Annotated in this window: 11 protein-coding genes; 6 read left to right on the forward strand and 5 right to left on the reverse strand. The window is 61.4% G+C overall.

Features of this window, described 5'->3' with window-relative positions; genetic code table 11:
* Nucleotides 1-113: 113 nt before the first annotated feature.
* The 3 genes from BW978_RS05065 to BW978_RS05075 all read left to right on the forward strand — a co-directional run bounded on the left by BW978_RS05065 (nt 114) and on the right by BW978_RS05075 (nt 3661).
* Nucleotides 114-875 (forward strand): crotonase/enoyl-CoA hydratase family protein, encoded by a 762-nt coding sequence (locus tag BW978_RS05065; protein WP_076392757.1) that lies wholly within the window; start codon nt 114-116, stop codon nt 873-875.
* Nucleotides 876-1063: 188 nt separating this feature from the next.
* A complete protein-coding gene (locus BW978_RS05070; RefSeq protein WP_139330309.1) occupies nt 1064-3151 on the forward strand; it encodes a methyl-accepting chemotaxis protein McpU in 2088 nt (695 codons plus the stop codon).
* 204 nt (nt 3152-3355) lie between these two features.
* Complete coding sequence (locus BW978_RS05075) at nt 3356-3661, forward strand: hypothetical protein (RefSeq protein WP_139330311.1); 306 nt, start codon at nt 3356-3358, stop codon at nt 3659-3661.
* Here the strand turns inward: BW978_RS05075 and BW978_RS05080 are convergent.
* The 3 genes from BW978_RS05080 to BW978_RS05090 form a co-directional block, all read right to left on the reverse strand.
* On the reverse strand, nt 3655-5262 hold the full coding sequence (locus tag BW978_RS05080) for a peroxidase family protein (protein WP_076392761.1): 1608 nt from the start codon (nt 5260-5262) through the stop codon (nt 3655-3657). The two genes, BW978_RS05075 and BW978_RS05080, sit on opposite strands and share 7 nt — an antisense overlap.
* A 103-nt stretch (nt 5263-5365) precedes the next feature.
* Entirely contained in the window at nt 5366-6616 is a 1251-nt protein-coding gene (locus BW978_RS05085; RefSeq protein ID WP_076392763.1) for a class I SAM-dependent RNA methyltransferase, read from the reverse strand.
* Complete coding sequence (locus tag BW978_RS05090; protein ID WP_076392765.1) at nt 6613-7428, reverse strand: TlyA family RNA methyltransferase; 816 nt, start codon at nt 7426-7428, stop codon at nt 6613-6615. The genes BW978_RS05085 and BW978_RS05090 overlap by 4 nt, the downstream gene beginning before the upstream one ends.
* A 648-nt stretch (nt 7429-8076) precedes the next feature.
* Between BW978_RS05090 and BW978_RS05095 the strand changes: the two genes are divergently transcribed.
* The gene (locus tag BW978_RS05095; RefSeq protein WP_076392766.1) at nt 8077-9981 is read left to right on the forward strand and encodes a methyl-accepting chemotaxis protein; all 1905 of its coding nucleotides are present in this window, start codon (nt 8077-8079) and stop codon (nt 9979-9981) included.
* 87 nt (nt 9982-10068) lie between these two features.
* On the opposite strand, the gene BW978_RS05100 is transcribed toward BW978_RS05095, so the two are convergent.
* Nucleotides 10069-10470, reverse strand: coding sequence for an acyl-CoA thioesterase (locus BW978_RS05100; protein ID WP_076392767.1), 402 nt, complete (start codon nt 10468-10470; stop codon nt 10069-10071).
* A gap of 178 nt (nt 10471-10648) precedes the next feature.
* Between BW978_RS05100 and BW978_RS05105 the strand changes: the two genes are divergently transcribed.
* A complete protein-coding gene (locus BW978_RS05105) occupies nt 10649-11584 on the forward strand; it encodes a histone deacetylase family protein (RefSeq protein WP_076392768.1) in 936 nt (311 codons plus the stop codon).
* Between the two features lie 2 nt (nt 11585-11586).
* Nucleotides 11587-11838 (forward strand): exodeoxyribonuclease VII small subunit, encoded by a 252-nt coding sequence (locus tag BW978_RS05110; protein ID WP_054148903.1) that lies wholly within the window; start codon nt 11587-11589, stop codon nt 11836-11838.
* A gap of 104 nt (nt 11839-11942) precedes the next feature.
* Here BW978_RS05110 and BW978_RS05115 read toward each other — a convergent pair whose 3' ends face one another.
* Entirely contained in the window at nt 11943-12938 is a 996-nt protein-coding gene (locus BW978_RS05115; protein WP_076392769.1) for a TerC family protein, read from the reverse strand.
* Nucleotides 12939-13066: the final 128 nt, after the last annotated feature.

Genomic DNA, 13066 nt, shown 5'->3' on the forward strand with positions numbered 1-13066 from the left:
CGGGTGGGGGTGACCCTGCCAAAACCAGCATATGTCGTTGATCACCCCACCCCGGAGCTGCGCTCCGACCCTCCCCCTCAAGGGGAGGGTGGGGACCACCCGAGGAAGCCGAGATGACCGACCACATCCAGATCACCCGCCCGGAAGCCCATCCCGGCGTCCTCGTCCTGCGCTTCAACCGCCCGGACAAGAAGAACGCCATCACGCAAGCCATGTACGAGAAGCTGACCGCAGGCCTGCTGGAGGGCGAGCAGGACGACAGCATCCGCGCCATCGTCTTCCTTGGCACCGAGGGCTGCTTCTCCGCCGGCAATGACATGGCCGACTTCCTCGGCTTCGCCATGGCCGGTGCCGTTGGCGAACCCGCAGCCTTCGGGCTTCTCAAGACCCTCACAGAAGTCACCAAGCCGCTGGTCTCCGGCGTCGATGGTCTGGCGATCGGCATCGGCACGACGCTGCATATGCATTGCGACTTGACGGTTGCTTCCGATCGCAGCCTGTTCAAGACGCCCTTCGTCGATCTGGCATTGGTGCCCGAGGCTGCCTCCAGCCTGATCGCCCCGCGCCTTATGGGCCATCAGCGCGCCTTTGCAATGCTGGCGGCCAGCGAAGGCTTCTCCGCTGAACAGGCGCGCGAGGCAGGTCTCATCTGGAAGGTCGTCGCCCCCGATCAGGTCGAGGCTGAGACCCTGAAGATCGCATCTTCGCTCGCCTCTAAGCCCCCGGCCGCGATGAAGATCGCTCGCGCTCTGGTAAAGGGCAGCGCCGAAGAAGTGCGGACCCGCATGCAGGAAGAGCTTGTCCACTTCGTCGCGCAGCTGAAAAGCGCCGAGGCGCGCGCCGCCTTCGAAGCCTTCATGAAAACACGCGGATAAAACGGTAGGCCCGTATGTGAGGCCTACTTATTTTTCGTTTTGCGCTTAAGTACCCATTAAATCCTGCGGGCTAATGATGAAGAGGCGGCAGAATTACCGCCTCCTCACCATGATGGTGTCGTGATCACACAATGCCCCATGACGTCCTCGCGCCGAAGTTGCGCGGAGAGTTTTTGCAGGACCGTATCGTGAAGACCAGTTCCAATCTGATGACAAAGATCCTGGTGGTCGCCTCCCTCGTGGTTGTGGCCGCCTTTACCGGATTCTCTTTCTATATCGACAGCCTTCAGCGCAATGCGACGAGTGCCGCGGTCAAGAGTGAGATTGACAGCTCCGGCCTCCAGGCGTCTCAGAGCATTGCCAACTGGCTCGGCGCGCGTGTGATGCTGACTGAACTCGCCGGCAATGCCGCTGCCAAGGCACCCGATGCCGCCGCCATCAGCGCCGCCTTCGACAACCCCGTGCTGATCCGCGAATTCATGTCGACCTATGTCGGCGACGAGCAGGGCGTCTTCACCAGTGTTCCTGTGCAGCCGCTGCCGGAAGGTTACGACCCTCGCAAGCGCCCGTGGTACCAGGATGCCGTCAAGGCCGACAAGATGGTGCTGACCGACCCTTACGCCGATGCATCGACCGGCAACCTGATCATCAGCGCCGCCATTCCCGTCAAGAAGGACGGCAAGCTCTACGGCGTTGCCGCCTCTGACTTCTCGCTCACCTCGTTGGTCGCCATGGTCAACTCGGTCGACATGGGCGGCAAGGGCTCTGCTTTCCTTGTCAAGCAGGACGGCACGATCCTCGTCCACCGGGATGGCAACCTCGTCACCAAGACGCTGAAGGACGCCTTCCCGACCAGTACCCCTGCTATCACCGGCGGTATCTCCGAAACCACATTCGCCGATGCCAATGTCCTCGTCTCCTTCCTGCCGATCAAGGGTCTGCCGCGCGACGACTGGTATCTCGGCGTGCAGATCGATCGCGATCTCGCTTTCGCGGCGATCGGCGAGTTCCGCACCGCAGCCACGGTTGCCACTCTGGTCGGCGTCGTCGCCATGATCGGCATCCTCGCAGCCCTTCTGTCGCGCCTCGTCGTTCGCCCCGTGGTGGATATGACCGGTGTCATGGGCAAGCTCGCCAGCGGCGACGTCTCGGCCGAAATTCCGGGCACGGCGCGCACGGACGAGATCGGCCAGATGGCCGCAGCCGTCGCGGTCTTCCGCGACAATATCATCGAGCGTGGTCGTCTGGCGCGTGAAGCGGATGAAACCCGCACCATGACCGAACAGGAGCGCCGCGAACGCGAAGCCGCCAAGGCCCGGGAAGCCGAACAGGTTTCCTTCGCGGTCCACTCCCTGGCCGACGGCCTCGGCCGCCTCGCCAATGGCGACCTGGTCTCGCGTATCGAGACCCCGTTTGCCGGTGACCTCGATCGCCTGCGAGTTGACTTCAACGCCTCCGTCGAGAAGCTGCATGATGCGCTCGCCACCGTCGGCCGCAATGCCCGCGCCATCGACAGTGGCGCCACCGAGATCAGATCCTCGGCCGACAATCTCGCCCGCCGCACCGAGCAGCAGGCCGCCTCGGTCGAAGAGACGGCAGCAGCACTTGAGGAAATCACCACCACGGTCAAGGACAGCGCCCGCCGTGCCGAAGAAGTCGGCCAGCTGGTGACCCGTGCCCGTGCCGGTGCCGAAAAGTCCGGCGAAATCGTCGAAAAGGCTGTCGGCGCCATGCAGGGCATCGAGAAGTCCTCCGGCGAGATCTCCAATATCATTGGCGTGATCGACGAGATCGCCTTCCAGACAAATCTGCTTGCGCTCAATGCAGGCGTTGAGGCAGCCCGCGCCGGTGAAGCCGGCAAGGGCTTCGCGGTCGTTGCTCAGGAAGTCCGTGAACTCGCCCAGCGCTCCGCGAATGCCGCCAAGGAGATCAAGACCCTGATCAGTGCGTCTGGCAACCAGGTCAAGACGGGTGTCGAACTCGTCAACGAGACCGGCAAGGCACTCGACGTGATCGTCCGCGAGGTCCAGGAGATCAATGGCCACGTCAACGCCATCGTCACGGCCTCGCGCGAGCAGTCGACCGGCCTTCAGGAGATCAATACGGCCGTCAACACCATGGACCAGGGCACCCAGCAGAATGCCGCGATGGTCGAGGAACAGACGGCGGCCAGCCACGGTCTTGCCCAGGAAGCGGCGGCGCTGACGGCTCTGCTGAACCAGTTCCGCATCGACGAACGCTCGGCAGGCACATCGTCCCACCGTCGCGCCGCCTGATCGGGCGACCCGTAATCTACAAAATGGAACGGCGCCCCTCAGGCGCCGTTTCTCGTTTCTGGTGGCAAGAGTTCAGCCTGTATTCAGTCTTTGGCTCTAATCTCTGCAACCATGTTGGCACTCGGCCGTTCGGTTCTTATCCGGGACGGTCCGAGGGTCGTCATCTGCAAAATTCCAGCTGTCAACTGTCTTGCCGAGGTTCTTATGTTGCGTTTGTTCTGTGTCGCACTCAGCCTGCTTGTCATCGCCACGCCGGCGTCAGCCGAGACGGCAGCAAATGTTTCGCTCCCCTTTGTCCTGGTCAATGATACCAGCGGCGCAATCAGCGAGAGCCAGAATACCCAACGTCAGAACCGGCCGGTCCGCCCGCAGCGCTATATCTGTGTCGTCGACCAGTCCGGTAGCGTCGGCGGTGGCGGGCAGGTGTCCTGCCCGGCCAATCCCGGCCGCGTCGGTGGTCGCTGCCGTTGCGCGAATGTCAGGGGTTCCGGCACGCTTTTGACCTACTGAGCGGGCGTCTCCTCGGGCACCACTCCAACGCCGTCGCCGACCGGATTGATATCATCGACGAAGGTGATCAGGTCCGCCATGGTGAAATGCCCTGCCGTCTTTGCCGGCAGGTGCGGCGTCCAGTCGGATCTCTGCCAGAGGAAGGAATTCTGGTCTCCGTGCACCAGCCCAAGGAAGGTCTCGGCGACGATTGTCGACCCGACTGGCCCGAGCCTCAATCCCTCATGAAGCTGCTCGGCTTCCTTCAGGATGTAGTACCAGAGTGGTGTCGTCTTGTGGAAACCGTGCTTTGCGGCAGCGTCGCCGTCTTTACCCCGGGAAAGTTGCTTGTCGCTGAGCGGCTCGAAACCCATGGCGCGAGCAACATCCTGGCCCGATGGCAGGCCGATCTGCGAACCGCGTCGGAGGTTTCGAAACGGCAGGACAAATTCCCGCGCAGCAACCGTGGTCATGTCCTCAGGATGATCGGGAAGTGTATGCAGGGCGGGCACGATCAGCGGGTCAAGCCGGCGCGCACGATTGAGCGTGAAGTTGTCTTCGAGAGGGGTTTCGAGATCGAAAAAGCGGCGCCAGTCGATCGCCCAGTTGGACGGCAGCGTGCGATGCGGTCCAAGCGGCGAGGGTGGAGGGGGCTTAGGCGCGAGGTCCCCCACGATCAGACCGGATTTGCCCGTGAAGTTGAACATGAGTTCGAGTGTGCCGTTGGCGAGGCCGCCGGGACGAAAAACGGCGTTGTGGCTGTAGCTCTCCCGAACCATGGAATGCCCCAGCCGATAGGCTGCTGCCGCAAATTCTGCCGGCATATAAGGCCGGCTGCGGAAGCGATAGAAGCGCCGGCCCTCATGCTTGATCCTGCGGATCAGGCCGGGCTCCGTCAGGCGTTCGACGAAATCGAAGAGCACGATCCATTGATAGTGCCAGGTCACGATCCGCCGTGCTTCCACGAATAGCTCCGGATCTTTCAGGCCAGCGGTCGTCTTCTTGAGATGATCGACCACCGCATTGTGGAACTTCAGCATCAGCAGGTGGAACTGCGCCACCAGCAAGTTCTCGTCGTTGCGCTCGTCAAAGATCAGCGCGCGGCCATGGGCATTGCGTGGTAGGTCGTTATCGAGCTCTGGGATCTTCCGGGGTGGTTCCTCTTCCGGTCGGCGAAGTGCGTCGGAAACCTGCGCCTTGCCGATCAGGAATTTGGGGCCCGGCAGTTTCCGGACACCCTCCTTGGCATAGAGATATGGGTGCAGGCCCGGCCCATCGCCATAGAGGGAATCGAGGTCCAGTGCCGGCGTGCGGAAGTTCTGTGTCGCCAGCGGATCGGCGCGCTGCTTGTCGAGCGGGGTCGTGTCGAGCGTAATGTCGTGATCGACGAACTGACCAAGATAGGTATATCCGGCCGGCAGTTTCGGATGGTCGCCCGTATCGCCATTGTTATCCCGCATGGCCTTTGCGAGATCGAAAAGCGCGTCATCCTCTGCATGCAGTGGCGCGAGACGCGGAAACATTTTGCCGAACTTCCCGGGGTCCGCATTGCCGGCAAGCGCCTGCAGGGATTCACGGCTCATGCCACGAACGCCATGTCCGTGTGCTGCGACTTCAGACATCGTCATTCCCCCTCTGATCACATCATTTTCTGGATGATGTGATCAGAAATGATTATCGGGGGTGGCGCAACAAATCGAATACAACCAAGAGGAGTATTTATATCTATTTCTTGCTCAGCGTTGCAACCGCCTCGACATGCGGCGACCAGAGGAACTGATCGATCGGTGTCACCTGATCGACCCGGTAGCCGCCAGCGATCAGGATCGATAGGTCACGGGCGAGCGTCAGCGGATTGCAGCTGATTGCGACCACCTTCTTCACTTGGCTTTTCGCCAGTTCCGCACACTGCACCTCGGCACCCGCCCGTGGCGGATCGAAGACGACGGCGTCGAAGGTCTTGAACTCGGACGTCATCAGCGGCCGGCGGAAGAGGTCACGCCGCTCCACGGTCACCGGTTTCAGCCCCTGCGTGTTGCGGGCGGCAAAGTCGAGAGACTTTACGGCCTTCTCGTCGGACTCCACCGCGAGCACGGAATATGCGCGGCCAAGCCGCAGCGCGAAGGTGCCGACGCCGGAAAACAGGTCGACGACTTTCTTCGCCTTGCCGATATGGGCAATCGCAAGCGCCGCCATATGCTCTTCCGCCTCATGCGTCGCCTGGGTGAATCCACCCGGCGGCAGCACGACGCGAGCGCCGGCGAAATGGAGCAGCGGCTTGTGCGGTTCGATGATGATCTCGCCATTGGCCGAGACGCGGGCGATGTCCTTGAGCCTGAGGACGGCATTGGTGACCGCGCGCCGTTCCTGGTCGCCGAGCCCGCCACGCAAACCGTCGAGCGAGATGTCGAGGCCGGTGGTCGTCTCGGTCACGGTGACGCGAAAATGCTCGGCACCACAGGCATTGGCGATGGTCTTGATCGCGTCCAGCCGGGAAATGAGCCCGTCCGACGCGATGGGACATTCCTCGACCGGAACGACATGGTGCGTCTCTGCCTGCATGAAGCCCATGACGAGCCCCTGTTCACGCCGCCTTGCGGTGAAGACCAACCGCCGCCGTTGATGCGGATGGGCCTCGAAGATCTCTCCCACGGGAGCCTCGATCCCTTTCGACTTCAGGGCGTCGATCAGCACCTGGCGCTTGAAGGCGTTGTAGGCGGGTTTTGCCATATGCTGCAGCGAGCAGCCGCCGCACACACCACCAACACCATCGGGACCGAAATGCTTGCAAGGAGGCTGAACGCGATCGGGCGAGGTGGTGGCAAAGGACATGATCGTGCCCTCGTTCTTCACCTTCGCGATCGAGACCGTTTCGCCGGGCAGAGAGAAGGGTACAAAGACCGGACCATCAGCGCCATGCGCCACCCCGTCACCCTTGGCGCCGAGGCTTGAAATCGTGACGGTTTCCGCGCTCATGCCTCGTCCCCTTCGATGTCGAGGTCGTTGTCCTCGATGTCGTCGCCATCATCGGCACCGAGCGGCTTCACACCGGCGAGCAGGAATTCCTCGTTCCCATCGCCACCGGCGATCGGGGAGGGGATGAGGCCGAGGCTTGTCCAGCCCATGTCTTCCGCCAGCCAGCGTTCCAGTTCAGCGGCCACCACTGGCGCCATCTCCGGTTCTTTCAAAAGCCCTGCCTTGCTGATCGCTTCGCGGCCTGCCTCGAATTGCGGCTTGACCAGAAGCAGGCAATGCGCGCCCGGCTCTGCCTGTTCGAGGGCAGGGGCAAGTGCCAGCTTCAACGAGATGAAGGAGACGTCAGAGACGAGGAAATCGAAGGGCTGGTCGTTGTAGTCCTCAGGCTCCAGATAACGCGCATTCAACCCCTCGAGATTGGTGACGCGCGGATCGCTGGCGAGGCGCGGATGCAACTGGTCGTGTCCGACATCGATTGCGGTCACATGAGCAGCACCACGCTTCAACAGCACTTCCGTGAACCCACCGGTGGAGGCGCCGATATCCAGGCAGTGACAGCCCTCAGGCGACAGGTTGAAATGATCAAGCGCGGCGTCGAGTTTGAGCGCCGCGCGCGAGACGTAATCCTGGGCGGGATCGTCTATATCGAACTGGTGCGTGGCGGCAAAGACAAGGCTGGGTTTGGAAACCACCTTGCCGTCCACCTTCACCGTGCCACGCTGGATGGCGTCACGGGAGCGGGAGCGGCTGGCGAAAAGGCCGAGGGCGACCAGGAGCTGGTCGAGGCGCTGGGGTTCTGGGAGCTTCTTCATGCCCCGTCAATGCGGTGAGATGCGCCGCCGCGCAAGTCTTTTTCGCGCTATTGGCCCATGGCCGTTCATTGCGGGCGCAAGAGAGTTGCGATTTGCAATGAATGATCCATTCAAGGTTTTATTAGTGATGAATTAAGCAATTGCTTCTAATGTTCAGAGGCCGGCGCGATGCGATCCTCCCTCCCAAGCAGCGCGCACCGACACAAGACTGCAGGCCCTCCTCCTCCTTCTGGCCGGCAGGAATAGAAGCCCCCCGGTTTCGGGCCCGGGGGGCTTCATTTGTTTTGGGCGCAGGTTCAAGGGAGGAACCGCATCGCGGTCGAATATTGACGACTGTCAAAAGTGTTGAGGAAATCTTTAAGCTAGATTGTGAGAACTCGCATGATTTAGCCATTCATTAATATGCGGGAACTATAATGTTCACACGTTCGCGTGATTGAACCGAGCTGAGGTGCATTGAGATCATGGGATCCAAAAGTGGCAAGCACTCCGACTCTTGCCGTGTCGGAGAGCGATTTCGGCCATAAGCGGTGAAGCTTCTGATCGCGATGTTGTCGAGGCTCTGCGTAACCAGGCATCCCGTTCGCTAACTGATCCGACAGCTTGCACTTCCGCAGGCTAGACGCACGACATCATGTGGAAACTTCCATGAAACTACTCAATAACCTCAGAACCTTGACCAAGATGATTGCGGCATTTGCCTTGGTCATCGCCATCAGCTTCATTGTCAACGTAATGAGCTGGTCGTCCCTTGCCTACCAGCAAACCGCAAACGGCTGGACGGTCCATACCTATGAAGTACTGGATCGCGTCGATGCAATCGTCGCAGCCATGGTCGATCGCGAGACCGGTGTCCGAGGTTACCTCCTCTCCGGTAACGAAGCATTCCTCGATCCCTACAAAGCCGGTTCGACGAACTACCAGGAAGCCTTCGACAAGGCAGTCCAGCTGACTTCGGACAACGCGACTCAGCAGAAGCGTTTCGCCGAATTGGATGCGTTGGTGAAGAGCTGGGTGACTGAGGTCGCCGAAAAGGAAATCGCCTTGATGAAGGACCCCGCGACCGTCGAGCAGGCGCGGGCGATGGAGATCTCGGGCGCCGGCAAGACCTATATGGATGGGGTCCGTGCCAAAGCGGGCGAAATCTCTGCCGACGAAGCAGCATTGCTGCAAAGCAGGGCGCTCTACGCGGCTGGCGCTGCCGATCAGGCGCGGATGACCCTGATCGAAGGCGCTGCCGCAATCATCGTCGCGGTCGTGGCCATCCTGTTCCTGCTGCAAAAGACGCTCGTCTCTCCTTTGCTCGCCATGGCAGGCGCCATGCGCAAGCTGGCCGAAGGCGACACCGCGAGCGCTGTCCCCGGTATGGGGCGTCAAGACGAGGTCGGCCAGATGGCCGAGGCCGTGGAAGTCTTCCGCCAGAATGCGATCACCGCACGCCAGCTCGAGCAGCAGGCAGAAGCCAGCCGCGGGGAAACAGAGGCCACCCGCCTCGCCAACCAGAAGCGCATGGAGCAGGAAGCCGAAAAGCTGCGTTTTGCGACCAGCACGCTCGGCGCCGGCTTGAAGCGCCTGGCGGACGGAGATGTCTCCTTCCAGCTCAACGAAGCCTTTTCGGCCGAATACGAAGCGCTACGCCAGGATTTCAACGCCTCCCTCAAGCAGCTCGGCTCGACACTCTCATCGGTCATGCAGTCGGTCGAGAACATCGACAACGGCACTCGTGAGATTTCCTCCGGCGCCAACGACCTCTCCAAGCGCACGGAGCAACAGGCTGCGGCACTCGAGGAGACCGCTGCTGCCCTCGACGAGATCACGGTCAACGTCTCGACCTCGTCCAAGCGTACGGATGAAGCCCGTACCGTGGCGATCCTTGCAAACCAGGATGCCGCAAAGTCGGCTGAGGTCGTGTCCAATGCCGTCGAAGCCATGCGCCGCATCGAGGAGAGCTCGCAGCAGATCTCCAATATCATCGGTGTCATCGACGAAATCGCCTTCCAGACCAACCTGCTCGCCTTGAACGCCGGTGTCGAAGCCGCGCGTGCCGGTGAAGCGGGGAAGGGCTTTGCGGTCGTGGCCCAGGAAGTGCGCGAGCTCGCCCAGCGCTCGGCCAGTGCGGCCAAGGAGATCAAGGGGCTGATCCAGAACTCCTCGACCGAGGTCGACAACGGCGTGAAGCTTGTGCGCGACACCGGTGTCGCACTGAGGGCGATCGGCGACTATGTCTCGCAGATCAACCAGCTGATGGATGCTATTGCCACCTCCGCCCGCGAACAGTCGACCGGCCTCGCTGAAGTCAACACGGCGGTGAACCAGATGGACCAGACCACACAGCAGAACGCTGCCATGGTGGAACAGTCGACGGCCGCGTCTGCCGCACTCGCCCAGGAAGCCAGCCGCCTGCGCTCCCTCGTCAGCCAGTTCAACCTGTCGGGTAGGGCCACGGCTCTGGCCCAGGTGGAACGTCGTCCGGCAGCCGTGCAGGCACCGGTACGCCGGGCACCTGCGGTCCAGGGCAATCTTGCCGTCAAGGAAGAGTGGAGCGAATTCTGATCGCACCATGCTTCGCATGAAACAAGGACGCCCCTGTCGGAATGAACCAGCAGGGGCGTTTGTCGTTTCAGGCTTTAAGGTTCGCCCTTAGGGCACGTAGCGATAGAGCCAGTCGCGGATGTCTTCGGGCAAGGCGATTGGTTCGCCGGTCTCCGGCTCCCGGGCAGTCCAGGTGATGTCGACCTCGGCGACGGTCTGTCCGTCCTTCTCCATCGCGACTTCGAACCCGACAGATTTGCCGCCGATCTTGTCGACCTGCACGGTCATGCGCACCTTATCCTCCGCTCTGAGCGGCTGATGCAGGCGGGCCTCGAACTTGGTCGGGCTGTAATGCGGCTCGTCTTCGAGCGGTGGGCGATAGCGCCAGAAGTGGCGCACCGCCTCTTCGGCATGGATGACATAGGCGGCAGCCTGCATTTCACCGGTCGGAGCAATGTCGCGATAGGCGACAACCAGTGTGCTCACCTCAACCCGTTCCGTCTCGTCCATGCAGTCCCCTGGTGTTTTCATGTGTTAGCGGCATCTAACGGCATAGGGACTGGCTTCACAAGCGCGCAGAACGACAGGCACAGGCGAGACGCCCCGCATGGACTGGGTAAAACCCGGATATGAGGTGGAAGATGACGGGCGGTCGCATTATCTTCTGCTCAACCCCGGAAGGATGCCCATGGCCACCCGTCTCTACGAGAACCCGATCTTCCTCGAACACAACACGCCGGAAGGCCACCCCGAAAGGGCCGATCGGCTGCGTTCGCTCAACATCGCGCTCGAACACCCGAACTTCGCCCATCTGGAGCGGATCGAGGCAAGCCAAGCCAACGAGGATGCGGTGACGCTCGCCCATCCGGAGGAGCATCTCTTTGCCGTGATGCGCCAGATCCCTGAGGAAGAAGGCGAAATCAACCAGATCGAGTCCGACACTTATGCCTCGCAAAAGAGCCTGCAGGTGGCACTGACCGCGATCGGCGGCGCGATATCGGCGGTCGACGACGTAATGACCGGCAAGGCCGACAACGCCTTCGTCGCCGGCCGTCCGCCCGGCCACCATGCGGAAAAGTCGAAAGCTATGGGCTTTTGCCTGTTCAACACGGTCGCCATCGCCGCCCGCCATGTGCAGAAGACCTACGGCGTCGAGCGCGTCGCGATCGTCGACTGGGACGTTCACCACGGCAACGGCACGCAGGACATCTTCTGGGACGATCCGTCGGTGCTCTTTTGCTCGACCCATCAGATGCCGCTCTATCCGGGCACGGGCGCCAAAGACGAGACCGGCAAGCACCGCAACATCGTCAATGCGCCGCTCTCGCCCAATGTCGGCTCCGATCATTTCCGCGAGGCCTTCAAGAGCCGCGTTCTGCCGGCGCTCAACGACTTTTCACCCGACTTCATCCTGATCTCCGCCGGCTTCGACGCTCACCACCGCGATCCCTTGGCACAGATCAATTTGGTCGGCGAGGATTTCGACTGGGCGACGGGAAGGCTCTTGGAAGTCGCCGACCGTTTCGCCCATAACCGGGTCGTCAGCCTGCTTGAAGGCGGCTATGATCTGGAAGGTCTCGCCGAATCGGCGGGCCTGCACATTCTGAGACTGATGAAGGGTTGAGTATGTCCGACGCCGTAACCGCCGATCTCACCGGCTATTCCTTCGAAAAGGCCGTGGCCGAGCTCGAAAGCATCGTGGCGCGCCTCGAACGCGGCGACGTGGCGCTTGACGAATCCATCGCCATCTACGAGCGCGGCGAGCTGCTGAAGAAGCATTGCGAGCAGCTCTTGTCCGCCGCCGAAAACCGCATCGAAAAGATCCGCCTCGACCGCGCCGGCAAGCCGACCGCCGTCGAGCCGCTCGACGGCGCGTAATCCAAGGGCGGCGATGTCGTCGCCGATCACCAAACACTAAGCCGCACATAGCAGAATGGCCCCTCGCGGGGCCATTCGTCGTTCGGTGTCTGGAAACCTCAGGCTCACTCGGCCGGGTTCTTGGCTTCCACGGCCTTGGACGGACCGGTCTTCCACAGCGAATAGCCGACGCCTACGCCGAGGATGAGGAAGGTGATGCCGAGCGACCACTCCGGCGGGAACTTCTCCCAGCCCATGCCCCAGGCGATGAAGATCTTCGAGCCGATGAACATCAGCAGCACCGACAGGGCATACTTCAGATAGGCGAAGCGGTGCAGGATGGCGTCCAGCGCGAAATAGAGGGCGCGCAGACCCAGGATCGCGAAGATGTTCGAGGTGTAGACGATGTACGGATCGGTCGTGATCGTGAAGACGGCCGGCACGGAGTCGACGGCGAACACGAGGTCCGCGATCTCGATCATGACCAGTGCGAGCAGGAGCGGCGTGGCAAAACGCCTGATCTTGCCCGTAACCGGATCCGGCTTTTTGACGATGAAGCTGTGGCCGTGGATCTCTTCCGTCACGTTCATCCGGCGCTTGAGGAAGCGGATCAGGGCATTGTCCTCGATCTTGTGCTCCTTGTCGGCGACGAACAGCATCTTGACGCCCGTCAGGATCAGGAAGCCGGCGAAGAAGTAGAGAACCCAGTGATACTGGTCGACGATCGTCGCACCGAGCCCGATCATGATGCCGCGCAGCACGATGACGCCTAGAATGCCCCAGAACAGCACGCGGTGCTGGTATTCGCGCGGGATGGCGAAGAAGCTGAAGATCAGCGCGATGACGAAGATATTGTCCATCGCCAGCGTCTTTTCGACCACGAAGGCGGTCAGATACTGCGCGGTCGCGGTCGTATCCATCTGCCAGTAGATGAAGCCAGAGAAGAGCACGCCCAGCGTGATGTACATGGCCGAAAGCTTTAAACTTTCGGCGATGCCGATTTCATGGTCCTTCTTGTTGAGGACGCCAAGGTCGAAGGCGAGAAGTGCCACGACCAGCAGAATAAACAGCAACCACATCCAGAGTGGCTTGCCGAGAAACAGAATGAGCAGGAGTTCCAATTGTATGACCTCTGTTGCATTGATCCGGCTCGATGCAATGCGCGCAGGGTCTCGCTGAAGAGAGGTCCGGTCCGGGCATGGCGTCGAGCGTGCTCGATGCGGTCCGACATCACGAGGGTAATCCGTCG

It is taken from the genome of Rhizobium sp. RU33A, from assembly GCF_900156055.1.
Lineage (GTDB): Bacteria > Pseudomonadota > Alphaproteobacteria > Rhizobiales > Rhizobiaceae > Allorhizobium.

What these genes read in the sequence shown, in the direction of transcription:
- BW978_RS05100 (WP_076392767.1), bottom strand. Translation starts at nt 10,470, where the DNA reads ATGGACGAGACGGAACGGGTTGAGGTGAGCACACTGGTTGTCGCCTAT.
- BW978_RS05105 (WP_076392768.1), top strand. Translation starts at nt 10,649, where the DNA reads ATGGCCACCCGTCTCTACGAGAACCCGATCTTCCTCGAACACAACACG.
- BW978_RS05085 (WP_076392763.1), bottom strand. Translation starts at nt 6,616, where the DNA reads ATGAGCGCGGAAACCGTCACGATTTCAAGCCTCGGCGCCAAGGGTGAC.
- BW978_RS05095 (WP_076392766.1), top strand. Translation starts at nt 8,077, where the DNA reads ATGAAACTACTCAATAACCTCAGAACCTTGACCAAGATGATTGCGGCA.
- BW978_RS05080 (WP_076392761.1), bottom strand. Translation starts at nt 5,262, where the DNA reads ATGTCTGAAGTCGCAGCACACGGACATGGCGTTCGTGGCATGAGCCGT.
- BW978_RS05065 (WP_076392757.1), top strand. Translation starts at nt 114, where the DNA reads ATGACCGACCACATCCAGATCACCCGCCCGGAAGCCCATCCCGGCGTC.
- BW978_RS05090 (WP_076392765.1), bottom strand. Translation starts at nt 7,428, where the DNA reads ATGAAGAAGCTCCCAGAACCCCAGCGCCTCGACCAGCTCCTGGTCGCC.
- BW978_RS05110 (WP_054148903.1), top strand. Translation starts at nt 11,587, where the DNA reads ATGTCCGACGCCGTAACCGCCGATCTCACCGGCTATTCCTTCGAAAAG.
- BW978_RS05075 (WP_139330311.1), top strand. Translation starts at nt 3,356, where the DNA reads ATGTTGCGTTTGTTCTGTGTCGCACTCAGCCTGCTTGTCATCGCCACG.